Raw genomic sequence first — 23,049 nt, forward strand, 5'->3', positions numbered from 1 at the left:
GGATGCGGCGGATTCTGGTGCCTGAATGTGACCTATCGGTGACCACGATCGGTCGCTATCCGGTATCTGGCGCGGTGCACGGTGTGCCTGAGCCGAATTGACCCTGCCGGTTTTGACAACACCACCGGGTGGGCAGTGAGTCGGGATGCTCTGCGCGGTTTTATGTGAGCTGTTTTGACCCTGTGCCATGACGCCACAGTTTTGCCATCCTGTCATCCTGCGGTCATCTGGTTGCGCTATGTTCCGGCGATCTTCCCTGACCGCGCCGCCCATGTCTCCCCTGATTCGCCAAGCTCTGTTGATCGCCGGCCTGCTCGGCGCCGTTGTGTTTCTGTTTGCCGGTGTCGGTCCGGCCATCCCGTTCGCGGCATGGGATCTGGTGGACATCGCCAGCGAGGGCGGCACGGCCCTGCTGGCGGCGCTGTGGTGCGGATTGGTGCTGGCCAGCCGGCCGGACGGCGTCGTCACGCGGCTGCTTGCCGGCGGCCTGGCCTGCATCATGCTGGGGTCGTGGGCAGACTGCCTCGATGAAGTGTTCGATGTCGAGAAGTCCGCGCTGTGGGACAACGTGCTGGAGGCGCTGCTGCCGCTGGGGATGCTGGTCCTGACTGCCGGCATGGTGTATTGGCGGCGCGAGCAGGCCACGTTGTCGGACCACATGCGCAAGCGTGAACGGCTGTTTCGCAACCACCGGCCATTTGACCGCATCACCCAGCTGGCCGACGCAGCCTACCTGCGCGCGCAACTGCACATCGAGAGCAAACGGACGGACGGCGTCGGCTCGCTGGTGCTGTTCGATATCGACGCCTTCCACCGGATCAACCGCGAACATGGCCAGCCCGAGGGCGACCGCGCGCTGCAGGCCGTCGCCCACATGCTGCTGCTCAACCTGCGCAACGACGACCTGCTGTGCCGCTATGCGGGCGACCGCTTCGCCGTGCTGATGCCGGGCCTGGCCGAACCCGAGGCGCGCGCCGCGGCCGACCACCTGTGCCGCATGGTGTCGTCGATGCACCACCACGCACCGGGCGGCCGGGTGCACATCACGCTGCGCCATGGCTGCGCGCCGGCACGCGGCGCGCCCGATGCGCTGCTGGCTACCCTGTGCCGCCAGATGGATCGCCAGATGGACCCCGCATGATTGCCTGGCAGGCCGCCACGGCAGCCTCGCCCGCGGCGCGCCGGCACAGCGCGCTGGCGCTGGAATACGGCCGCTCGCGCGATGCGCGTGACGCGGACCTGCTGCGCGGATGCGATCCGGGCGCGGACAGCGCAACGACCCCTGGCCAGTACCTGCAGCAGCTGGCGAACACCCTGCGCCTGCTGGACAGCCCGGACACCAGCTTCATGCTGGGCCAGCAACTGCTGCCAGGGCACGACGGTGCGGCCAGCCATGCGCTGGCGCAGGCGCCCAACCTGCGCACGCTGCTGCAGACGCTGTGCCGTTTCCACGCAGGCCTGACGCCGCTGCTGCGCCCGCGCTTCGAGACCTGGGACGACGTGGCGCTGCTGTACTGGGTCGATGCGTATGGCGCGCCGAGCCTGCGGCCGGCGCTGGTCGAGATGCACATGACGGCCGTGGTGGCGCTGTGCCGCTGGCTGGGCGGCGAGCGCCTGCCGTGGCGCTTCTGCTTCAATCGCGGCGCGCCGCGCCACATCGAGCAGCATCACGTGCATCTTGGCACCGAACTGCGCTTCGGCTGCCAGCTCGACGCGATGCTGCTGCCATCCGGCTGGCTCGACCGTCCATGGCCGCGCGCCAGCGAGATGGCGGCGCGCCTGGCGCACCAGGCGGCCGAACTGGAACCCCGCGAGGCGCCCGGCCTGCTGGCGGCGCTCTACGATTACCTGCTGGCGCGCGTGCGCGACGCGCCCACGCTCGAGCGCACGGCGGGCGACTTCGGCGTCAGCCCGGCCACCTTCAAACGCCAGCTGCTGCGGCACCACACCCATTTCCAGGGGGAGCTCGACGGGGTGCGCACGCATGTGGCGCTGTGGCTGTTCCAGGCCGAGGGGGCCGACAATGACGCGGTGGCGCGCCACCTGGGGTTTCACGACGTGGCCAACTTCCGGCGTTCGTTCAAGCGCTGGACGGGCCTCACCCCGGGGCCGATCCGCGCTGCGCTGGCCGGGGAACTGGGCTGGTTCGCGGGGCGCCTGCAGCACGCCTGATTTCGCTGCACTGCCGCGAAAATGGTATCGTGCGCGGTCATTGTCGCCGCCGAAGAAGAGGAATGCGTCCCAGTCCCACCCTGCATATCGTTTGTCCCACCCAGAAACGGGGCTTCCCGGCGTTCATGTCGGTGGTCTTCGTCTGGGTCGTGGCGTCCGGCCTGGGCAATGGCTGGGAGCATGACGGGTCGTTCGGATTCATGCTGCTGACGGTCGGCGCGCTGGTCATCATGGTCCTGGCGGCGTGGGCGCTGTATCGCAATTTCGTGTTCCGGGATGCGCTCTACATCGCGCGCGACGGCACCTTGCCGTCGTCGGTGCCGCTGGCGCTCATGGTCCACGAGATACGCGCCGTGCGCCTGTTGCCCAAACATGAGGCATGGACGCCGGAGGGCAAATGGGATGCGCTGGGGTTTGGTCAGGGGCGCATCGAGATCGATACTGCCACCCATCGCTACCACTTCGGCATCGGCCTGGAAGAGCACGAGGCCGAGGCCGCGCTGCAGCGCATCATCGAATTTTGCCGTGAGCAGGGCATTGTTGCCGCCGCGGCCTGAAAGCGCAGTCCAACCACGCATGAAGGAAGCCATGTCTGCCAACTTTGCCGTTCGTCTTTGCAGCCTGCTGCTGTTCATCGGTGGTATCGCTTCACAGACCCATGCCGCCGAGACACCGATCAAGCTCGACACGCCCACTGGGCAGCTGGCCGGTACGCTCGAACTGCCGGCGGGCGCCGACAAGCCGCGCGTGGCCTTGCTGATTGCCGGTTCGGGTCCGACGGACCGTGACGGCAACAGCTCGATGATCCCGGGCCGCAACGACAGTCTCAAGCTGCTGGCCGCCGGGCTGGCCGAGGCCGGCATCGCGACGGTCCGCTACGACAAGCGCGGCATCGGTGGCAGCCATGCGGCCGGTTCTGCCGAATCGGCGCTGCGCTTCGAGATGTTCGTCGACGATGCGGCGGCCTGGATCGCCCGACTCAAGGCCGATCCACGCTTCGCGTCGGTGGCCGTGATCGGGCACAGCGAAGGCTCGCTGATCGGGATGCTGGCGGCGCGGCAGGCCGATGCGGCGGCGTTCGTGTCGATTGCCGGCATTGCCGATGGCGCGTCCACGCTGATGCGCAAGCAGCTCGAAGGCAAGCTGCCACCAGAGCTGGAGAAGGAAAGCGAGCGCATTCTGGTGTCGCTGGAAAGCGGCGTGGTCGTCGATCCGGTGCCGCCGGCGCTGGCGACGCTGTTCCGGCCGAGCGTGCAGCCGTATCTGATTTCATGGTTCAAGTATGTGCCGGCGCAGCGTATCGCGGAACTGACGATGCCGGTGCTGGTCGTGCAGGGCAACACCGATATCCAGGTGGACGTGGTGCAGGCCAACCGGCTGCACGGCGCCCGCCCGGGGGCGAAGCTGGAAATCATTCCGGGCATGAACCACGTGTTCAAGCACGTGCGCGCGGTGCCGGAACTGCAGGTGGCCAGCTACGGCGATCCGAGCCTGCCGGTGTCGCCGCTGCTGGTGAAGTCGATCGCCGACTTTTTGCAGCAGGGCGGCGCTATTGTCCCTTGATGGCTTGCCCGGCCACCTCGATACGCCCATCCATCCATTCTGCGCCTGCCCATGATCGAACGCATTCACCTGTCCATCATCCGCGAGGTTGATCGCCGCGGTTCACTGACCGCCGCTGCCGACGTGCTGTGCCTGACCCAGTCGGCGCTGAGCCACGCAGTCAAGAAGCTCGAAGTGGGGCTGGGCACGCCGGTGTGGACGCGCGAGGGCCGCTCGCTGCGCCTGACCCAGGCTGGCCACGCGCTGCTGGCGCTGGCCGAGCGGGTGCTCCCGCAGCTTGAACACGCTGAAGGCCAGATGCTTGCCTACGCGCGTGGCGAGCGCGGGTCGCTGCGCATCGGCATGGAGTGCCATCCGTGCTACCAGTGGCTGCTGAAAGTGGTCGAACCCTACCTGGCGGCGTGGCCCGAGGTGGATGTCGACGTCAAGCAGCGCTTCCAGTTTGGCGGTTTGAAGGCGCTGCTCGGCTACGAGATCGACTTGCTCGTCACGCCCGATCCGCTGTTCAAGCCCGGGCTGCGTTTCGTGCCGGTGTTCGACTTCGAGCAGGTGCTGGTGGTGCACAGCGGTCATCGGCTGGCCGGGCGCGCGCATGCTACGCCGCGCGACCTGTCCGATGAGGTCCTGATCACGTATCCGGTCGATATCGAGCGGCTCGACATCTACAACCAGTTCTTCGTGCCGGCCGGCTGCGCGCCGCGCGAGCGCAAGGCGATCGAGACCACCGACATCATGCTGCAGATGGTGGCCAGCGGCCGCGGCGTGGCGGCGCTGCCGCGCTGGCTGGTGGAAGAGTACGCGGGCCGCATGCCGGTGGCGCCCGTGCGGCTGGGGGAGGCGGGCGTGTTCAAGCAGATTTTCCTGGGCACGCGCGAGGTCGACGCCGGCACCACCTACCTGGATGCGTTTGTCGAGATTGCCCGCCATGCCGAGTTGTAGCAGTGATGCCACATCGACCACGGTCTGCGTCAAGACGGTGAACTACTGCCTGCTAAATCAGCAAACTGGTTGACCCATCATCACAATGCGTCTATACTCGCAGGTTCTCGATTTATTCTGCACATCGTATACGCATTCGCAGCCGCTCCATTTTACCGAGTGGCTTTCGTCGCCTGTCTTTGTCATTGTCATCGGGACTAGGTTTCAGTCCCCGGATCAGCACGTTGCAGGTTCGGGTCATTAATGAGTAGTACTTTGTTGGATTAGGAACGATGCCAACCATCAATCAACTGATTCGCAAACCGCGTGAAGCTGCGGTTGTGAAGAGCAAGTCGCCGGCACTGGAAAACTGCCCGCAAAAGCGCGGCGTGTGCACCCGTGTGTACACCACCACGCCTAAGAAGCCAAACTCGGCGCTGCGTAAAGTCGCCAAAGTGCGTCTGACCAACGGTTTCGAAGTCATTTCGTACATCGGCGGTGAAGGCCACAACCTGCAAGAACACAGTGTCGTGCTGCTGCGCGGCGGCCGTGTGAAAGACTTGCCGGGTGTGCGTTACCACATGGTTCGCGGTGCACTGGATACCCAGGGCGTCAAAGACCGTAAGCAAGCTCGCTCGAAGTACGGCGCGAAGCGTGCCAAGGCTGCGAAGAAGTAATTCTTCGGCGTGTCATGCACACGTCACATTAATTAGATAAGTTGAGCCGGCCGTAAGGCCGAGTAAGTGAAGGGTCAAGAGGGCCTTTCGCGAGTGTACAGCGTGCACTCAACTGAAGACATGAAGGAATCGAAATGCCACGTCGTCGTGAAGTACCCAAGCGCGAAATCCTGCCGGATCCAAAATTCGGTAACCAGGATGTCGCCAAATTCGTCAACGTTCTGATGCTGTCCGGCAAAAAGTCGGTTGCAGAAAACATCATCTACGGTGCATTCGAACACATTCAATCCAAGTCGGGCAAAGACCCGCTGGAAGTGTTCACGACCGCGATCAACAACGCCAAGCCGCTGGTGGAAGTCAAGTCCCGCCGTGTCGGTGGCGCCAACTACCAGGTGCCAGTGGAAGTTCGTCCGGTTCGTCGTATGGCGCTGTCCATGCGTTGGTTGCGCGAAGCCGCAAACAAGCGCAGCGAAAAATCCATGCCGCAACGTCTGGGTGGTGAACTGCTGGAAGCGGCTGAAGGCCGCGGCGGCGCGATGAAGCGTCGTGACGAAGTGCACCGTATGGCAGAAGCGAACAAGGCGTTCTCGCACTTCCGCTTCTAAGCAAAAGGGCGAAGGTAGGGGGATTATTTCCTTGTGCTAACGTCCCCGTAGTATCTGTTGTTCAGGCCGGGCTCATTTTGATCATCAAGATGATGCTCGGTTTTGTCCATTCAAAGATTTAGGAAAAATTATGGCACGCAAGACCCCCATCGAGCGCTACCGCAACATCGGTATTTCGGCTCACATCGATGCTGGTAAAACCACCACCACCGAGCGCGTCCTGTTCTACACGGGCGTCAACCACAAAATCGGCGAAGTGCACGATGGCGCAGCGACGATGGACTGGATGGAGCAAGAGCAAGAGCGCGGCATTACCATTACCTCGGCAGCGACGACCTGCTTCTGGAGCGGTATGGCCAACAACTTCGCCCCACACCACATCAACATCATCGACACCCCGGGCCACGTTGACTTCACCATTGAAGTCGAACGCTCGATGCGCGTGCTCGACGGCGCCTGCATGGTTTACTGCGCAGTCGGCGGCGTGCAGCCACAGTCGGAAACCGTGTGGCGTCAGGCTAACAAGTACAAAGTTCCACGTCTGGCCTTCGTCAACAAGATGGACCGTACCGGCGCGAACTTCTTCAAGGTCTACGAGCAGATGCGCGCTCGCCTGAAGGCTAACCCGATTCCGCTGCAGATCCCGATCGGCGCCGAAGAGAACTTCCTGGGCGTGGTCGATCTGGTCAAGATGAAGGCCGTGTACTGGGACGACGCGTCGCAGGGCATGAAGTTCGACTACCGCGACATTCCTGCAGAACTGCAGGACGAAGCCAACGAATGGCGTGAAAAGCTCGTCGAGACCGCTGCTGAAGCGACCGAAGAGCTGATGAACAAGTACCTGGAAGAAGGCGACCTCTCGGAAGAAGAGATCAAGGCCGCTCTGCGCCAGCGTACCATCGCGTCGGAAATCGTCCCGATGATGTGCGGTACCGCGTTCAAGAACAAGGGCGTGCAAGCCATGCTCGACGGCGTGATCGAATACCTGCCATCGCCAATCGACATCCCGCCAGTCACGGGTACCGATGAAGATGACCAGCCAGTCACCCGCAAGGCAGAAGACGACGAGAAGTTCTCGGCGCTGGCATTCAAGATCATGACCGACCCGTTCGTTGGTCAGCTGATCTTCTTCCGCGTCTACTCGGGCACGATCAAGTCGGGCGACACCGTCTACAATCCGATCAAGAACAAGAAAGAGCGTCTTGGTCGTATTCTGCAGATGCACGCTAACCAGCGCGAAGAAATCAAGGAAGTCCACGCCGGCGACATCGCCGCTGCGGTCGGCCTGAAAGATGCAACCACGGGCGAAACCCTGTGCGATCCATCGTCGATCATCACGCTGGAAAAGATGGTCTTCCCTGAGCCGGTGATTCAGCAGGCAGTCGAGCCAAAAACCAAGGCCGACCAGGAAAAAATGGGCCTGGCACTGAACCGCCTGGCACAAGAAGATCCGTCGTTCCGCGTGCGTACCGATGAAGAATCGGGCCAGACCATCATCGGTGGTATGGGCGAGCTGCACCTGGAAATTATCGTTGACCGCATGAAGCGCGAATTCAACGTGGAAGCAACCGTCGGCAAGCCACAGGTTGCCTACCGCGAAACGATCCGCAAGGCAGTCACCGACGTCGAAGGCAAGTTCGTCAAGCAGTCGGGCGGTCGTGGTCAGTACGGTCACGCAGTCCTGACGATCGAGCCACAAGAGCCGGGCAAAGGCTTCGAGTTCGTCGACGCGATCAAGGGCGGTGTCATTCCTCGCGAATACATCCCTGCAGTCGAAAAAGGTGTGCGCGAAACCTTGACCTCGGGCGTGCTGGCTGGTTACCCAGTCGTTGACGTCAAGGTCACCGTGACCTTCGGTTCGTACCACGATGTCGACTCGAACGAAAATGCATTCCGCATGGCCGGTTCGATGGCGTTCAAAGACGGCTGCCGCAAGGCCAGCCCGGTCATCCTCGAGCCGATGATGGCCGTGGAAGTCGAAACGCCGGAAGACTACGCCGGTTCGGTGATGGGCGATCTGTCGTCGCGTCGCGGTATGGTGCAGGGCATGGACGAAATTCCAGGCGGCGGCGGCAAGATCATCAAAGCCGAAGTGCCACTGTCGGAAATGTTTGGTTACTCGACCTCGCTGCGTTCGGCGACCCAGGGCCGTGCGACCTACACGATGGAATTCAAGCACTATTCGGAAGCGCCTAAGCACGTGATTGACGCCATCGTCACTGCCAAGTCGAAGTAATCAGCAATACAAGCAATTCAAGGGAGACGGGACGTCCTGTCTCCCTTTAAACAGAACATATCGTTTCTTTAAAGGAATCTGGAAATGGCAAAAGGTAAATTCGAACGGACCAAGCCGCACGTCAACGTCGGCACCATCGGTCACGTTGACCACGGCAAAACCACCCTGACGGCTGCTATCGCAACCGTCCTGTCGAAGAAATTCGGCGGTGAAGCCAAGGCCTACGATCAGATCGATGCGGCACCGGAAGAAAAAGCACGCGGCATCACCATCAACACCGCGCACGTTGAGTACGAGACCGAAAACCGTCACTACGCTCACGTTGACTGCCCAGGCCACGCCGACTACATCAAGAACATGATTACCGGTGCTGCGCAGATGGACGGCGCGATCCTGGTGTGCTCGGCCGCTGACGGCCCAATGCCACAGACCCGCGAGCACATCCTGCTGGCGCGTCAGGTTGGCGTTCCGTACATCATCGTGTTCCTGAACAAGTGCGACCTGGTCGACGACGCAGAACTGCTGGAACTGGTCGAAATGGAAGTTCGCGAGCTTCTGTCGAAGTACGAGTTCCCAGGCGACGACGTCCCAATCATCAAGGGTTCGGCACGTATGGCCCTCGAAGGCAAGCCGGGCGAAATGGGTGAAGAATGCATCACCCGTCTGGCCGAAGCACTGGACACCTACATCCCAACGCCAGAGCGCGCTGTTGATGGCGCGTTCCTGATGCCAGTGGAAGACGTGTTCTCGATCTCGGGTCGCGGTACCGTTGTGACCGGTCGTGTCGAGCGCGGCGTCGTCAAAGTCGGCGAAGAAATCGAAATCGTCGGCATCATCGACACCGTCAAGACCACTTGCACCGGCGTGGAAATGTTCCGCAAGCTGCTGGACCAGGGTCAAGCTGGCGACAACGTCGGCCTGCTGCTGCGCGGTACCAAGCGTGAAGATGTCCAGCGTGGTCAGGTCCTGGCAAAGCCAGGTTCGATCAAGCCGCACAACCACTTCACTGGCGAGATCTACGTTCTGTCGAAAGACGAAGGCGGCCGTCACACCCCGTTCTTCAACAACTATCGTCCACAGTTCTACTTCCGTACGACTGACGTGACCGGTTCGATCGAGCTGCCAGCAGACAAAGAAATGGTCATGCCAGGCGACAACGTGTCGATCACCGTCAAGCTGATCAACCCGATCGCGATGGAAGAAGGTCTGCGCTTCGCAATCCGTGAAGGCGGTCGTACCGTCGGCGCCGGCGTTGTTGCAAAAATCCTGCCTAACTAATCAGGGCAAGATCGTGAATCGGCTCTCTTTCGGGAGAGTCTGATTGACACAACGATGGGGACAGACTTTTCGGTCTGTCCCCATCTGTTTGGGTGGGAACGATGTTATACTCCCGCCTCTTGTGCAGTAACGAAGTATCTCGACCACATTGCCGGCACCAAGCCGGAACGTTCTTTTAAAGGAAATCGCATGTCCGCTAACCAGAAAATCCGTATTCGCCTGAAAGCATTCGACTACAAGCTGATCGACCAGTCGGCCCTGGAAATCGTCGAGACCGCGAAGCGCACCGGCGCCGTCGTCAAAGGCCCAGTCCCACTGCCAACCCGTATCCAGCGTTTCGACGTGCTGCGTTCGCCACACGTGAACAAGACCTCGCGCGACCAGTTCGAAATCCGTACGCACCAGCGTCTGATGGACATCGTGGACCCAACCGACAAGACCGTTGACGCACTGATGAAGCTCGACCTGCCAGCTGGCGTCGATGTCGAAATCAAACTGCAGTAATCGCATTTAAGTGTTGGCGGCATTGGCCGCCGATGCTGCAAGAAGCCAGGTTGACCGCATTGCGGGCAACCTGGCTTTTGTCATTTCTGGACCCAGCTATCATCATGCCGGGTGCATGAACTGCGCTCTGGCAGCCATCAAGCATTGTCGGCCCCGGCAGGGCGTGATGTAATCGACGGGTTTACTTGTTCAATTTCTCGTCCATGCGCCAGATGCACGTTGTTTCCCTTTTGCGCGCCATGACTTGGCGCGAACTCGCCGGCCTGGCGGTCGGTGCGCTGCTGCTTGCTGCCATCGCCAAGAGTCTCGCACCTGACGCGGTCAAGCCGTTGCTGCATCATGCCGGTCTTGCGCTGCCCTTGCTGCTGCTGATGGCAAAGGACATCGCGCATGCCCCGCAAGCGTGGCAACGGCTGCGCAGCGCCCATGCGGCGCGGGCGCCGTGGCATGCACACGTGACGGCGCTGCTGCCGCCTGAATTGCCGGGACTGTTCAAGCTCGATCGCCTGCTGTGGCTCGGTTGCCTGCGCCGCGTGCAGGGCAAGCCGCTACCTGTCACGCTGCCTGAGGGCATCGCACTGACTTACCTCGAACGCGGTGCCTATAACACGGCGCGCGCCGTGGTCTTCGTCGCGCTGCTGTTCGAGCTGCCCGTTCATGCGTTGCTGCTGCACCTGTTCATCAAGGATCCCGACGAGCTGCTGGTGATCCATGTGCTGGGCGCCCTCGCCGTGCTGTACACGCTGGCCTGGGTACTGGGCGACCGTTGGCATATCGGGGCAGGGCGCCATGTGATCACGTCAGAGGCACTGCACCTGCGCGTGGGCGTGCGGATCAAGGGCACGCTGCCGCTGGCGGCGATCGCGCGCATCGAACCGGTCGACCTGCTGCTGCCGACGTGGCGTCATCGGCACGGTGTGGCGCGTAGCGAGACGCTGGTCGTGACGCCTTTCGACAAACCGAACTGCGTGCTGGTGCTGCACCAGGATGCGCAGGTCGACATCCTGCTGCACCAAGTGACAACGCGGCTGCCGCAGTACGTGTTCCTGTATCTCGACCGCCCGGCATTGCTGGCGGCGCACGTCGACCGGATGCGTCCGACTGTCAGCATGTCATGCTGATGCAGGAGCAGGGCGCAAGGAGCCGCGCCGGATCCGTTGCGTTCATCGTGCTGGCGCACGTGCTGTTCGTGCTCGCATTGGTGCACTACGCCAGTCCCCGAACAGACAATGCCAGCACCCCGGTCGATTACATCGCATTTGCCTTCATCGTCGCGCCGGTGAAGCCGACGCCAGTGCCGCAGGTGCGCAGCGCGCCGCCACCACCAGTTTCTGTCCAGGTTGTGCGGCCACCCCGCATCGCCACACAGCGTGCGATGCCGGCGTCCCCTGAGCTGATGACGATCATCGCTGCGCCGGAGGAAACCCCAACGGCCACGCCAGCCGAGACGACGACTGCACCTGCATCGGCGCCAACCGGAAAACTGGACATGGAATCGCTGCGCGGCCTGGCCCGGCAGGTGGAAAAAGAGCGCGTGCCAACGGCACTGGAACGCCTGCGCACCGCGGAGCAACTGCGCGGTGCCGATGACAATAACCTGGCGCGCGCGATCAAGAGGGCGAAGAACCCGGACTGTCAGAAAAAGTATGCCGGCGGCACAGACGCCAACCTGCTGCTGTTGATCCCGCTGGCCATCGATACGATCACTGGCCCCGGCTGCACGTGGTAGCTGCCAAAAACAGCCGGGGTCAGGTCTGACATTCGGACACGATCTCTACCGTACCTTGACCGAGCGTCGGATTAAATGCTTGCTTGCTGGCGAAGTTGCCCTAGTAGCTTCCTAGAACTTTAACTAAAGCTGAGGCCGTGTCCGAATGTCAGACCTGACCCCGGCTTTGTCTTATTTGCTGCCGGTCTTCCAGCGCATGCCGAAGCCGAAGTGGCGGTCCATCAGTTCGTGGGCGCTGGTGGTGCCTTGTTGCTGGAAGTACTCGGCCAGTTTGGTGATCACGAGCTGGCCGCCGCGGTTTTCGATCAGCGCGATCGCGCACATGATCTGGCGGTCGCCGCCATCGAGCTTGACTTCCACCGGCGCCTGGCCTGGTGCGGTGATCGTCACCACGCCGTTGGTCACGCTCCAGTTGGCTGCACCCTCGTAGATGAACGAGAAGATCACGGCGCGCTTGATCTGGTCGAAGCGCTCGCCGTTGATGAACAGGTTCTCGCCATTCGCAGCGGCGCCCGTGCGGTCATCGGCGTCGAGCTTGATGAATGGATCGCGCTCGTAGTCGCCGAACGTGTTGCCCAGTGCTTGCACCAGGCCGCGGCGGCCATCCGTCAGCTCATACATGCAGCCCAGATCGAGGTCGATGCCGGTGCGGCCCTTGCGCGACGCTTGCGCCTTGTTGGCCATCTCGCCCGCCTTGTGCGCGAGGTCGCCGGCCATGCTGGTGAGGCGGTCGAGGAAGCCGCCGCCCCGGGCTGCTGCAGCCGGTGCCGGCGTGGAGGGCGCCGGTGGCGGCGCGATCGCGGCCTGGTTCCAGTTCAGGTTGACGTGGATGCGGCCATAGCCGCCGCCCGCGCGCTTGTCGAGCGAGACCTTGTCGCCACGCTTGTCGAGCGTGATCTTCGACAGCGAGACGCGTGGCGCGGCTGGCGTCGCAACGGGAGCAGGTGCCGGCGTGGACACCGGCGTCGGCGCTGGCGTTGCGGGCTTCGATGACGATCCCGCCTCGGCACCGCCAAAGTGCGCGAGCAGCGCCGACAAGCCGCCACTGAAACCCTGGCCGACTGCGCCGAAGCGCCACTGGCCGTCGCGGCGATACAGTTCCGCCACGATCACGGCTTTCTCTTCGCCGAAGTCGGCGCCCGACCACGGGAAGCGCAGCGCGCTGCCCAGCGTCAGCGAGCTGGCGCCCAGCGTGCGCATGCTGGCTGCGCCGTCGATCGCGGCGACGAACACCAGCTTGGCGATCGATGCCGGCAACTGGTCGAGGTTCACGGCGAAGCTGGCGCGGCCCGGCGACTGGTTCAGGCGCACCGCGCCTTCCGGGCTGGCCAGCTGGTTGTAGAAGACCATGTAGCGGTCGTCGGACAGCTTGTCGTTGGCATCCAGGCCGAAGCAGGAGACATCGACCGAGGCGCCGTTGGCGGCAATCTCGACGTCGACATTGAAGACGTGGCCGCTGCCCAGATCGGCCAGCTTGCCTTTCTGGCCGCGCGAATAGGTGGTCATGTTCATGAGGGTTCCCCTTCCAGGAATGGTTTGTGATCCAGTTCGGCGCCGTGGAAACCGAACAGGCGCGATTGCTCGACCGTGCGTTCGGCCCAGGCGCGGTGGGTGGCAACTTCGCACATGGCGTCGTTCATGCGAAACACGGCCGGTGCCGACTGGTCAAGAATCGCGCGCGCCACCGCCAGGTCTTGCGGCGACACCTTGAAGTGCTGTTCGATCGGCGCGATCTGGGTCGGATGGATGGCGGTCTTGCCGATCATGCCGTGCGCCAGGTCTTCGATGACTTCCTGGTCCAGCAGTTCGGGCAGGTCGAGATACTCGAACACGGGCGCGGTCAGCATGAAACCGTAGGGCCGGAACGTGGTGACCAGGCGCGAGATGACGGGGCCGAGCGGCGTGCGGTACAGCGTCATGCCGCGCGGCCGGCGCAGGCCCAGCAGCGCCAGCAAATCGTTGCCGCCGATGCGCAGCGCCAGGATGCGATGGCGCACGCCCGGCGCTTCGAGCACGGCGCGCAGGCCCTGCATCTCCTGGTCGTCAAAGGCTTCGGCCGTTTCCAGCGTCGGCATCAACACGTGCTCGGTGTGGCGCAGCAGCCGGTAGTAGTTGTCGAAGTTGTGGCGGGTGATCTTGGGCAGCACGAAGCCGGTGAGCTTGTCGGCGCCCGGCATGGCCAGCACGCGCTCCAGCACTTCGGTATTCCGTACTCGCACGAAGCGGTCGGCCGCCACATCCACGCGCATATTGGCCAGCACCACCGACAGGTTGAACAGCGAATAGCTCAGCTCCCGGTCGGCGATGGCGTCCTCCGTGCAGAAGATCAGTGACCGCGCGTGCGGAATCAGGTCACCATTGGCGATCTCCGCCAGGTCCTTGTGATTGGCCGGCACATACAACGACGCGCCCAGTGATTTAGCCATCGGATGCACTCCTGATCAGGGATACTGCGTGGTAGGGCAGGCTCGGGTCGATCTCGACCGGGACCTGTTTTTCTTCTGCCAGCGCGGCCAGGTGCGCCACATCCGGCGCATCTGTAGCGCGCAGTACCAGGAGGCGCGGCACGCGCCGCAGCAGCACGCGCGTGGCTTCGCCGATGCCCGGCTTGACGAAGTTGACGTCGGCCACGCCATAGCGCCCCATCGCGGCGCCGAGATAGGTCTGCGAGCGTGCGCGCGCCGCGTGTGCATCCACTGGCGGCGTCTCGACAGCATCCGCCGCCAGCGCCAGCGCGGTCAAATTATCGGCGAACGCCTGCGAGCGGTCGATGCCGGCAAAGTCCGCATAGAACACACAGCCATGGAAATCGTCCGCGCCCAGATCGTCGGGCATGACGGTGCGGCTGACCAGGCCCGATACCGTCGCGTTCAGGATGCTCGACGGGATCAGGTAATCGTCGCACGAGGCGGCGCAGGCGGCAGCGCCGGCCAGATCCGACAGCACGTACAGGCCCGTGTCGATCGCCATGCCGTGGCGCACGTTGAACGCGTCGACCGAGCCGGCCAGTTCGCGCGCGATGACGCCCTTGCCGGTCCAGCCGTCGACGAACACGAGCGATTCGGGCGCGTGGCCCTGGGCCAGGATGTGGCGCAGCGCGGCCGCGTCGATGCCGCGGTCGCGCACGATCGACACGCAGTAATGCACGGCGTCGCGCCCGAACCGCTCGCGCAGCAGGCGCGCCACGACCACGCCCACCGGCGTGCCGGCACGCGCCAGTGAGACGATCGTGACCTGCTGCGCACGGCGCGCCGCGATCAGGCCAGCCAGGCGCAGGCAGTCCTGCGCCATGCGCAGGTTGTTGGCGGCGCAGGCGGTGTCGAACAAGCGCATGTAGCGCGCGGATGGCGCCGATTCCGGCGACAGCATCTGGCTGTAGTGGCGCCGGCCGCTCTGGATCAGGGCTTCCTTCTCGGCGACATCGACAAAGTCCTGCTGCGGCAGGCGGCGCAGCAGAAAGTCGACCTCGCCGACGCGATAGCTGCCCGGGAAGGGGGCATGCGATATCACAGCGCCCCCACGGTGACGCCGGCCAGCTGCGTGCCGCGCGGGATGATCGCGTAGTCGCAGGCGGCCATGAAGCGCGCATCCGAGCGGCTGTCGCCCATGCCGAACGTGACGATCTCGCCGTGTTCGGCCTCCAGGCGCGCCGTGATGTGCGCCACCGCATGGGCCTTGTCCAGCGCCTTGGGCAGGATCGCCAGGTTGTTGCCGTTGCGGTGGACGACGTAGTCGCGGTTGCCGTCCGCGATCCACGGGCGCACTACCTGTTCTTCGAGCGGCGCCAGGCGCTCGCTCAGCTTGTCCGGGTCTTTCACGACCAGGAAGAACGGCGTGCCGATATCCTCGATCATGCGCGCGCGGCCGGCGTAACCGGTGCGCGCGCCATGGGCGTCGATGTGGGCCGCCAGCTCCAGCAGGCCGGGCAGGGCGGTGTGCATTGCCGTGCGCACGCCTTCCAGAAAGGGCCGGTCGACCGCGCCTCCCGGTTCGAGCACGACGCCGCCGTAGTTGATGACGGCGTAGCTGGCGAACGGCAGGTGCACGCGGCGCAGGCCGTCGAGGTCGCGCGCCGTGGTCGGGATCATCGTCATCCCGTCCTGCAGCAGCGCGAGAAACGAGCGCTGGGCCGGGGTGGTGTATGAACAGATGCTGCCATCCTTGTAGTACGCAGCAGGCTGCAGCGCATCGGGGGCATCCCGGTGCGTGCCGCACTTGCCGAAGGTCTGGAACAGCGTGTCGTCCAGGTCAGCGAACAGGAACTTCTTCAACGTGGTCCTCGGACTGGAAATGGAACAGGCGCGCGCGCAGGGTATCGGCCAGCGCGAACAGCGCGGGGCCAGGGGCGGTTTCAAAGCACAGCAGGACATGGTCGTACTGGCCGGGTGCGACGTTGTACAGGTAGTTGGCGATGCCTTCGCCGTAGTTGTCGGGGAAGGTCAAGGCGTGGCCCACTGCGCCCCAGGTCAGGATCGGCGAGCGGGTCGTTGACTGCACCACCACATCGACGCCGCGCGCTTGCAGGGCCGCGCCGAGCAGCGTGGACGCGTGCATGAATTCACCGGTGCCCAGCACCAGCACTCGGCTGCCGGGTGCAAACTCGCCGGCCAGGCGCGTGGCCAATGCGGTCGGCGCTTGCACGGCGTGGTCGATCCCCAGGCGGCCGAACGTGCTGCTGGCGCCGCGGTCGGCATCGTGCTCGAAGCGCTGGGCCGCGCCCTGGTCCGGTGGCAGCGGGCCTTGCGCAAACGTGAACTGGCCGTCGACCAGCGCGCCGATGGTGGCCGGCAGGCCGAAGCGCGCATCGAGCGCGCCGGGAGCTGCCGGGCCCATGAAATTGGTGATCGTCGACAGGTGCACGCGCTCGATGCCGGGGTTCAGGCGCTGGCAGGCGGCGGCCAGGTTGACGAAGGTGTTGCCGGTGCTGGCTTCATCGTCGACCATCACGACCGTGCGCGCCGCCATGAACAGCGCGTGCAGCGCCGGATCGGTGGGCTCGTGCAGGAACTGGCGCGGCGCATGGCTGTGCGCCTCGGCGAATTCGATCAGCGGTCCGTCGCCCACGCGGTAGCGCGTGGTGTACAAGAACAGCGCCTGCTGCGCCGGATGCGCGCGCAGCCAGGCTTCGAACACGCCCTGGCCCAGGCCAATGGCGGTTTCGGCCATCGCGATGAAGAGCACCGGGCCATCGACCGGCGGCACGGTGGCCGCGAGGCGCTCGTGCACGGCCAGCATCGCGCGGGGCGACGCCGGCCAGTGCTTGCCCAGTACCTTGCTCAAGAAGAGGAAACCACGCTTGGCGTTGGCGCGCGCGGCAAAGCCGAGCAGCTCGTCCACCTCGGCCGCGCCGCTGTCGATGCGCAGTTCGAGCATGCCGGTGGGCAGTTCGATGCGCTGCAGAGTGGAGGAAGGGGCAGCCATGGTCATGCCAGTTCCGTGGCCACGCTGACTTCGGCCACGCGCATGCCGTTGGCCACCGGTGGCACGGTGACGCTGTCGAAACCGTCGGCAAAGCAGCGCAGCGCGATGTACGGCAGGTTGGGACCGGCCAGGCACGCCATGGCGATCCCGCCCGACATGCGCGGGTTGATCTCCAGCAGGCGCGGGCGGCCGCCGCCTTCGCGGAACTGGGCGTTGAACACGCCGTTCAGGCGGTAGTCGGCGCACAGGCGCGTGGTGGCGTCCAGAATATCCTGGCGCATGTCGATCAGCTGGCCGCTGCCGGCCTGCGGCAGTTTGCGGCGCACGACGGCGGTCACCAGGCGGCCATTGTCGCCGACGCAGTCGACGCTGTATTCGGGGCCCTCGAGGAACTCCATCAGGAGCATGGTGCGAAATTCGCCCATCTCGGCCAGGCCGCGGCGCAGGTCGTCGTAGCCGACGTGATACTCGGCGCCGGCCAGCAGGAGCGCGGCGCTGCTGCGCGCTTCGTCGACGATGGCAAAGCCCAGGCCATAGATCGAATGCGACGGCTTGACGCACAGCTTGGCGTGGCGCGGACGCAGTTCGGCCCAGGCGGCGTCGAATTGGGCGATGTTTTCAAAGACGCGAAATTCGGCCACCGGCGCGTCGGGCAGGACGGTCTCGGCGTAGAAGTCGGCCTTGTCATGGATGCGTTTGAGTTCGGCCGGCGGCGCGGCTGACAGCACGCGCGTGCCGATCTCGGCAAAGCGCCCCAGTTCGGACGCCAGCAGCGTGGCTTCACGACCGGGCACGAAGATGTCGATATTTTGCTCGCGACAGAAGGCCAAACACCAGTCGATATACGCCTCGCCTTTCAGGCCGACCGGCTCGATATGGAATTCGTGGGCCAGGCGCGCGGCAGGCGCATGGCGGTTGGCGTTGCTGTGAACGATGGTGAAACGGCCATCGATATCGGCCTCGCGAATCAGCTTGATCGCAGCATTGACGGACGAAAAAGTCCTGTTGTACCAAACGCGCATGCGCTATTTCCTGAAGTTGTTGCAGACAGGGCCCGCATGTGGCGCGGGCCCGGGGGATTACATGGCGAACGGCGAGGCGAACGACTCAGACGTTGACGCCGAACGAGCGGGCCAGAGGACCCAGACCGCCCTTGAAGCCCTGGCCGACGGCGCGGAATTTCCATTCGCTGCCATGACGGTACAGTTCACCGAAGATCATTGCGGTTTCGGTCGAGCTGTCTTCGGACAGGTCGTAGCGCGCGATCTCGGTTTCGCCGGCGGCGTTCAGGCAGCGGATGTACGCCTTGCTGACCTGGCCGAAGCTCTGGCGGCGCGTCTCGGCATCGTGGATGGTGACGCAGAACGAGATCTTGTCGATGTCGGCCGGCACGCGGTTCAGCTCAACGGCGATCTTTTCGTCGTCGCCCTCGCCCTGGCCGGTGGTGTTGTCGCCTGCGTGGACCACAGAACCGTCGGTCGACTTCAGGTTGTTGTAGAAGATGAAGTCGGTATCGCCGCGCACTTTGGCGTCGGTCTTGAGCAGGAAAGCGCTGCCGTCCAGATCGAAAGCAGAACCGTCGGTCGAGCGGGGATCCCAGCCCAGGCCGATGATGACCTTGGTGAGGCCCGGTGCTTCCTTGCTCAGGTTGACGTTGCCGCCTTTTTGCAGACTGATTGCCATACGAACTCCTTGTTCCGTTGAGGGTTGACTGGCCGCCGGTACACTGGCGAACCTCGGGGATGGTGCCGCCAATATAGGCGGTAACCGATCAATTGTACATGGGGCCGCGGCGCGCGGATTTCAACCGTTTTTCATAGGAGGATGTACGTACTTGCGGCCCACAAAAGTCAGGCCCGCGTACGTAGTGGGCGAAAGAACGCGCGGATCTCTTCGGCCAGCATCGCGGGCTGTTCGAGCGCCGCGAAATGCCCGCCCGCCGGCATCGTGTTCCATTGCCGCACGTCGAAGCTGCGCGCGACCCAACTGCGCGGCGGCATCGGCAGCTCGAACGGGAACAGCGCCACGCCCAGCGGCGGCGCAACGCGCGCCGTCAGTGCCATGGGCCGGGCGCGGCCTTCGACATACATGCGAAAGGATGCGCCGATCGATTCCGTAAACCAGTACAGGCTGATATTGGCCAGCAGCGTGTCAAGGCCGATGGGGCCATCGCTCCATGCCTGGAATTTTTCGGCAATCCACGCGGCCAGGCCGGCCGGCGAATCGTGCAGGCCCACCGCCAGCGTGTGCGGCTTGGTGCCCTGCAGCCGCGCGTAGGCGCCTTCGCGATCCAGAAACTCGGCGGCGCGGCGCAGGAAATCCTGCTCGTCGTCCGTCAGCTGTTCGCCAGCGGCCAGCGGTGGCCGGAACGAGCCGGGGATGTAGTTCAGGTGCATGCCGATGACTTGCTCCGGGAAGCGCTGGCCCAGCCAGGCGCTCACGCCGGCGCCGATGTCGCCGCCCTGCGCGCCGAAGCGCGGGTAGCCCAGGCCCGTCATCAGTTCGGCCCACAGGCCCGCGGTTTCGAATGCGCCGATGCCCTTGTGCGTGGGTTGCGACGAATAGCCGAAGCCGGGCAGCGATGGCGCCACCACGTGGAAGCTGTCGCGCGGATCGGCGCCGTGCGCGCCCGGGTCGGCCAGCAGCGGGATGATCGCTTCCATCTCGAGGAACGAGCCGGGCCAGCCATGCGTGAGCACCAGCGGCATCGGATCGGGCCCGGCGCCGCGCTGGTGGACAAAGTGGATGGTGTGGTCCTGCACCCGTGCACGGTACTGCGGCAGGCGATTCAGCCGCGCTTCGACCGCGCGCCAGTCGAAGCCGTCGCGCCAGTGCGCCAGCAACTGCGCCAGGAAAGCGGGATCGATGCCTTCGCTCGATCCCTGGCCGGCGATGGCTGGCGCGAGGCGGGTACGCGCCAGGCGCGCCTGCAGGTCGGCCAGGTCGGCCTCAGGAACGGCGATATGAAACGGTGCGATGTGCATGGCGGCCGCGGGCTGGGAAGGTAGTGCCGATTGTAAGGTGCCATGGAGATGGCGCACGATTTGGAGGATCAGGCAAACACCTGCCAGCTTCCGGCAACGGCGCGGGCGGCGCGGATCACATACTGGTGGCTCTCTCCAACCTACAAGGAATCACCATCATGACCACGATCGCTCTCGTTACCGGCGCCAGCCGCGGCCTGGGACGCAACACCGCACTGCACATCGCCCGCCGCGGCGGCGACGTGATCATCACCTACCAGAGCCGCGAAGCCGAAGCCCAGAAAGTGGTCGACGAAATCCGCGCCTTGGGCCGCCAGGCGCTGGCGCTGCAGCTCGACGTGGGCGACGTTGCCAGCTTCCCCGGGTTTGCCGCCAGCCTGCGCGCGGCGCTGGCAGACACCTGGGGCCGCGAACAGTTCGACCACCTCGTCAACAATGCGGGCCACGGCGCCATGGCGCCCATCGCCGACACCACCGAGGCGCAATTCGACCGCCTGGTGGACGTCCACTTCAAGGGCGTGTTCTTCCTGACCCAGGCGCTGCTGCCGCTGCTGGCCGACGGTGGGCGCATCGTGAACCTGTCGTCCGGCCTGACCCGTTTCGCGCTCCCGGGCTTTGGTGCGTATGCGGCCGTCAAGGGCGCGGTCGAGATCCTGAGCCTCTATCTCGCCAAGGAACTGGGCGGGCGCGGCATCGCGGTCAATACCGTGGCGCCCGGCGCGATCGAGACGGATTTCCTCGGTGGCGCGGTGCGCGACACGCCGGACCTGAATGGGGTGTTTGCCGGCATGACGGCGCTGGGCCGGGTGGGGGTGCCGGACGATATCGGGCCGATGATTGCGAGCCTGCTGGGGCAGGACAATCGCTGGATCAACGGTCAGCGTATCGAAGTCTCGGGCGGGCAGGCGATTTGAGGAGCCTTGATCTCAGGCGGCGTGCAGGCGCTCGTGCGCGGCGCTCACGTCGCGCACCGGCGGCAGCCCGAACATGCGCCCGTACTCGCGCGTGAATTGCTGCACGCTCTCGTAGCCGACCGCATGGGCGGCCGTGCTGGCGTTGACGCCTTCGGCGAGCATCAGGCGGCGCGCCTCGATCAGGCGCAGCTGCTTCTGGAATTGCAGCGGCGTGAGCGAGGTCACCGCGCGAAAGTGCTGGTGGAATGAGGAAGGACTCATGCCTGCAAGGCCGGCCAGCTGCTCCACCGGGAGCCGGCGTGCATAGTCGGTGCGCAGCAGCGCGACGGCGCGCGCCACGCGGCGCACGTGACTGTCGGGCAGGCCAAGGCGCCGCACCGCCGCGCCGTGGCGACCGGCCAGCAGCCAGTAATGGAATTCACGCACCAGCGCGGCCTGCAGCACCGGCAGCGCGGCGGGCCGCTCGATCAACCCCATCAGGCGCAGGGCGGTGTCCGCCAGGTGCGCATCGGTCGGCGCGCTGCGTACCGGCGCGCCAGTGGTTTCTTCGATCGTCGCCATGTCGGTGGCCAGATCGGCAATCACGGCCGGATTCAGGTCGAGCACCAGCGAACAGTAGGGCGTCGCGCTACTGGCCTGCGTGATCTGGCTGACGGTGGGCACGTCGGCCATGATCAGGAGAGAATCGCCCGCATGGAACGTGAGCGTTTGCCCGCCCGTGCTGACCTCTTTGCTGCCTTGCAGGATCAGGCAGGCCAGCGGGCGGGCGATCTGGCTGGTCAAAGCGCTGCGCTCGTTCGCGCGGATCGCGACCAGGCCGGCGATCGGCGTGGGGGCGATGCCGTCGCGGTCGGCCTGAAGGGCGGCGTAGCGCAGGACGCGGGCGAGAAGTGGCGTGTGCATGCGCCAAGTGTAGCGTGAGGATGCCGCGTCAGGCAGCTTTCCCCAGCGATGCATCGGCGTCGTTGCCTGCCTGGGCGCTGTCGTGCGGCCGCGCTTCACGCGTGAGCTGCACGGTCTGCACCGGCAAGGCCAGCGCCACGTCCTGCGCCTGCAGCAGCGCCACGATGCGCAGATAGATCTCCTGCTGAATATCCATGTAGATCGTGTAGTCGGTGTTGTCGACGTAGTACACGACTTCGTAGTTGAAGCTCGGCGCGGCCAGGCCGCTCAGGTGGGCGCGGTCGAAGCGTACCTGCGGCTGGGCGCGCACGATCTCTTCCAGCAGTGTCGGCAGCGCGCGCAGGATCGGTTCCGGCGTGCGGTGCGACACGCCGAACCCGAACACGACGCGGCGTGACGCCATCCGGCGCAGGTTCTGGATACGGCTCTTGAGCAGGTCGTTATTCGAAAACACGATCTGCTCGCCCCCCAGGCTGCGCACGCGGGTGGTCTTCAGGCCGATCTTCTCGACCGTGCCGAGCATCTTGTCGACGATAATGAAGTCGCCCACGACGAACGGTTTGTCGAGCACGATCGAGAGCGACGCGAACAGGTCGCCCAGGATGCTCTGCACCGCCAGCGCGATGGCGATACCGCCGATACCCAGGCTGGCCACGAGCGTGGTGATGTTCACGCCCAGGTTGTCGAGCACCATCAGCGCGACAATGGCCCACAGCGCAACGCGTACCAAAAAGGTGATCGCGGCCGACGAGGTAACACGGTCCGGGTCTTCGCTGCTGCGCTGCGCGCGCGTGACGCGCAGCCAGGTGCGCAGGCCCGTATCGCCCCACAGCGCGACCTGGATCAAGAGCGCGGTGATCGCGAAGCGGCCGATGAACAGGTCCGCTTTCGCGGGCAGGGTCAGCAGGCTGGCGCCGACATACAGGCCGACGAAGCCCAGCACCACCAGCTTGGTCGAGCGCAGCGTGGCGGCGGCGATGTCGTGCAGCAGCGTGTGCGTGCCCGCTTCGGTCCGCGCGCCTCCTGCGCCCAGGCGCCGTGCGACGATCGACTTTAGGGCGTCCAGGCCGATGGTCACGGCCACCATGGCCGCCAGGGCAATCAGCCAGTCGGCGACCGGGTTGGCAAGGATGATGTAGTTCATG

At 64.6% G+C, this 23,049-nt stretch carries 23 protein-coding genes; 13 read left to right on the forward strand and 10 right to left on the reverse strand.

The window, feature by feature from the left end; genetic code table 11:
* Positions 1-271 precede the first annotated feature (271 nt).
* The 12 genes from AC1MGT_RS12810 (at position 272) to AC1MGT_RS12865 (ending at position 11,682) form a co-directional block, all read left to right on the forward strand.
* Positions 272-1,141, forward strand: a complete 870-nt coding sequence (locus tag AC1MGT_RS12810) for a GGDEF domain-containing protein (protein ID WP_499500466.1) — start codon at positions 272-274, stop codon at positions 1,139-1,141.
* Entirely contained in the window at positions 1,138-2,172 is a 1,035-nt protein-coding gene (locus tag AC1MGT_RS12815; RefSeq protein ID WP_499500467.1) for an AraC family transcriptional regulator, read from the forward strand. Before AC1MGT_RS12810 ends, AC1MGT_RS12815 begins: the two co-directional genes overlap by 4 nt.
* Positions 2,173-2,234: 62 nt before the next feature.
* The gene (locus AC1MGT_RS12820) at positions 2,235-2,729 is read left to right on the forward strand and encodes a hypothetical protein (protein ID WP_499500468.1); all 495 of its coding nucleotides are present in this window, start codon (positions 2,235-2,237) and stop codon (positions 2,727-2,729) included.
* Between the two features lie 31 nt (positions 2,730-2,760).
* A complete protein-coding gene (locus tag AC1MGT_RS12825; protein WP_499500469.1) occupies positions 2,761-3,735 on the forward strand; it encodes an alpha/beta hydrolase in 975 nt (324 codons plus the stop codon).
* Positions 3,736-3,786: 51 nt separating this feature from the next.
* Positions 3,787-4,674, forward strand: coding sequence for a LysR family transcriptional regulator (locus AC1MGT_RS12830; protein WP_499456431.1), 888 nt, complete (start codon positions 3,787-3,789; stop codon positions 4,672-4,674).
* Between the two features lie 272 nt (positions 4,675-4,946).
* On the forward strand, positions 4,947-5,330 hold the full coding sequence (gene rpsL, locus AC1MGT_RS12835; protein ID WP_005663517.1) for a 30S ribosomal protein S12: 384 nt from the start codon (positions 4,947-4,949) through the stop codon (positions 5,328-5,330).
* Between the two features lie 134 nt (positions 5,331-5,464).
* Positions 5,465-5,935, forward strand: coding sequence for a 30S ribosomal protein S7 (gene rpsG, locus AC1MGT_RS12840; protein WP_183554302.1), 471 nt, complete (start codon positions 5,465-5,467; stop codon positions 5,933-5,935).
* A gap of 130 nt (positions 5,936-6,065) precedes the next feature.
* Positions 6,066-8,171, forward strand: coding sequence for an elongation factor G (gene fusA / locus AC1MGT_RS12845; RefSeq protein WP_258837164.1), 2,106 nt, complete (start codon positions 6,066-6,068; stop codon positions 8,169-8,171).
* Positions 8,172-8,255: 84 nt separating this feature from the next.
* Positions 8,256-9,449: an elongation factor Tu gene (tuf, locus tag AC1MGT_RS12850; protein WP_183554297.1), complete on the forward strand. Its 1,194-nt coding sequence runs from the start codon at positions 8,256-8,258 to the stop codon at positions 9,447-9,449.
* A 189-nt stretch (positions 9,450-9,638) separates the two neighbouring features.
* Positions 9,639-9,953: a 30S ribosomal protein S10 gene (gene rpsJ / locus AC1MGT_RS12855; RefSeq protein WP_183554295.1), complete on the forward strand. Its 315-nt coding sequence runs from the start codon at positions 9,639-9,641 to the stop codon at positions 9,951-9,953.
* A 239-nt stretch (positions 9,954-10,192) separates the two neighbouring features.
* Positions 10,193-11,074, forward strand: coding sequence for a hypothetical protein (locus AC1MGT_RS12860; RefSeq protein WP_499500470.1), 882 nt, complete (start codon positions 10,193-10,195; stop codon positions 11,072-11,074).
* Entirely contained in the window at positions 11,068-11,682 is a 615-nt protein-coding gene (locus tag AC1MGT_RS12865; protein WP_499500471.1) for a hypothetical protein, read from the forward strand. The genes AC1MGT_RS12860 and AC1MGT_RS12865 overlap by 7 nt, the downstream gene beginning before the upstream one ends.
* Before the next feature lie 171 nt (positions 11,683-11,853).
* Here AC1MGT_RS12865 and AC1MGT_RS12870 read toward each other — a convergent pair whose 3' ends face one another.
* From AC1MGT_RS12870 to AC1MGT_RS12905, 8 genes are all read right to left on the reverse strand, one after another.
* The gene (locus AC1MGT_RS12870; protein WP_499500472.1) at positions 11,854-13,194 is read right to left on the reverse strand and encodes a TerD family protein; all 1,341 of its coding nucleotides are present in this window, start codon (positions 13,192-13,194) and stop codon (positions 11,854-11,856) included.
* The gene (locus AC1MGT_RS12875) at positions 13,191-14,108 is read right to left on the reverse strand and encodes an HpcH/HpaI aldolase/citrate lyase family protein (RefSeq protein WP_499500473.1); all 918 of its coding nucleotides are present in this window, start codon (positions 14,106-14,108) and stop codon (positions 13,191-13,193) included. Before AC1MGT_RS12875 ends, AC1MGT_RS12870 begins: the two co-directional genes overlap by 4 nt.
* Positions 14,101-15,192 carry a cysteine protease StiP family protein gene (locus tag AC1MGT_RS12880; RefSeq protein WP_499500474.1) on the reverse strand — a complete coding sequence of 364 codons (1,092 nt, stop codon included), beginning with the start codon at positions 15,190-15,192 and terminating at the stop codon, positions 14,101-14,103. The genes AC1MGT_RS12875 and AC1MGT_RS12880 overlap by 8 nt, the downstream gene beginning before the upstream one ends.
* A complete protein-coding gene (locus tag AC1MGT_RS12885; RefSeq protein WP_499500475.1) occupies positions 15,189-15,953 on the reverse strand; it encodes an HAD family hydrolase in 765 nt (254 codons plus the stop codon). The genes AC1MGT_RS12880 and AC1MGT_RS12885 overlap by 4 nt, the downstream gene beginning before the upstream one ends.
* On the reverse strand, positions 15,931-17,109 hold the full coding sequence (locus tag AC1MGT_RS12890) for a phosphoribosyltransferase domain-containing protein (protein ID WP_499500476.1): 1,179 nt from the start codon (positions 17,107-17,109) through the stop codon (positions 15,931-15,933). The genes AC1MGT_RS12885 and AC1MGT_RS12890 overlap by 23 nt, the downstream gene beginning before the upstream one ends.
* The gene (locus AC1MGT_RS12895; protein WP_499500477.1) at positions 17,106-18,125 is read right to left on the reverse strand and encodes an ATP-grasp domain-containing protein; all 1,020 of its coding nucleotides are present in this window, start codon (positions 18,123-18,125) and stop codon (positions 17,106-17,108) included. Before AC1MGT_RS12895 ends, AC1MGT_RS12890 begins: the two co-directional genes overlap by 4 nt.
* An 85-nt stretch (positions 18,126-18,210) precedes the next feature.
* Positions 18,211-18,786: a TerD family protein gene (locus tag AC1MGT_RS12900; RefSeq protein WP_332530672.1), complete on the reverse strand. Its 576-nt coding sequence runs from the start codon at positions 18,784-18,786 to the stop codon at positions 18,211-18,213.
* A gap of 167 nt (positions 18,787-18,953) precedes the next feature.
* Entirely contained in the window at positions 18,954-20,087 is a 1,134-nt protein-coding gene (locus AC1MGT_RS12905; protein WP_499500478.1) for an epoxide hydrolase family protein, read from the reverse strand.
* A gap of 158 nt (positions 20,088-20,245) precedes the next feature.
* Here AC1MGT_RS12905 and AC1MGT_RS12910 point away from each other — a divergent pair, with 158 nt between their 5' ends.
* The gene (locus tag AC1MGT_RS12910) at positions 20,246-21,001 is read left to right on the forward strand and encodes an SDR family NAD(P)-dependent oxidoreductase (RefSeq protein WP_499500479.1); all 756 of its coding nucleotides are present in this window, start codon (positions 20,246-20,248) and stop codon (positions 20,999-21,001) included.
* A gap of 12 nt (positions 21,002-21,013) precedes the next feature.
* On the opposite strand, the gene AC1MGT_RS12915 is transcribed toward AC1MGT_RS12910, so the two are convergent.
* Both AC1MGT_RS12915 and AC1MGT_RS12920 read right to left on the reverse strand, forming a co-directional pair.
* Complete coding sequence (locus AC1MGT_RS12915) at positions 21,014-21,904, reverse strand: AraC family transcriptional regulator (RefSeq protein ID WP_499500480.1); 891 nt, start codon at positions 21,902-21,904, stop codon at positions 21,014-21,016.
* A gap of 28 nt (positions 21,905-21,932) precedes the next feature.
* On the reverse strand, positions 21,933-23,048 hold the full coding sequence (locus AC1MGT_RS12920; protein ID WP_499500482.1) for a mechanosensitive ion channel family protein: 1,116 nt from the start codon (positions 23,046-23,048) through the stop codon (positions 21,933-21,935).
* Between the last annotated feature and the right edge of the window lies 1 nt (position 23,049).

This window comes from Telluria sp. BA11 (genome assembly GCF_056680305.1).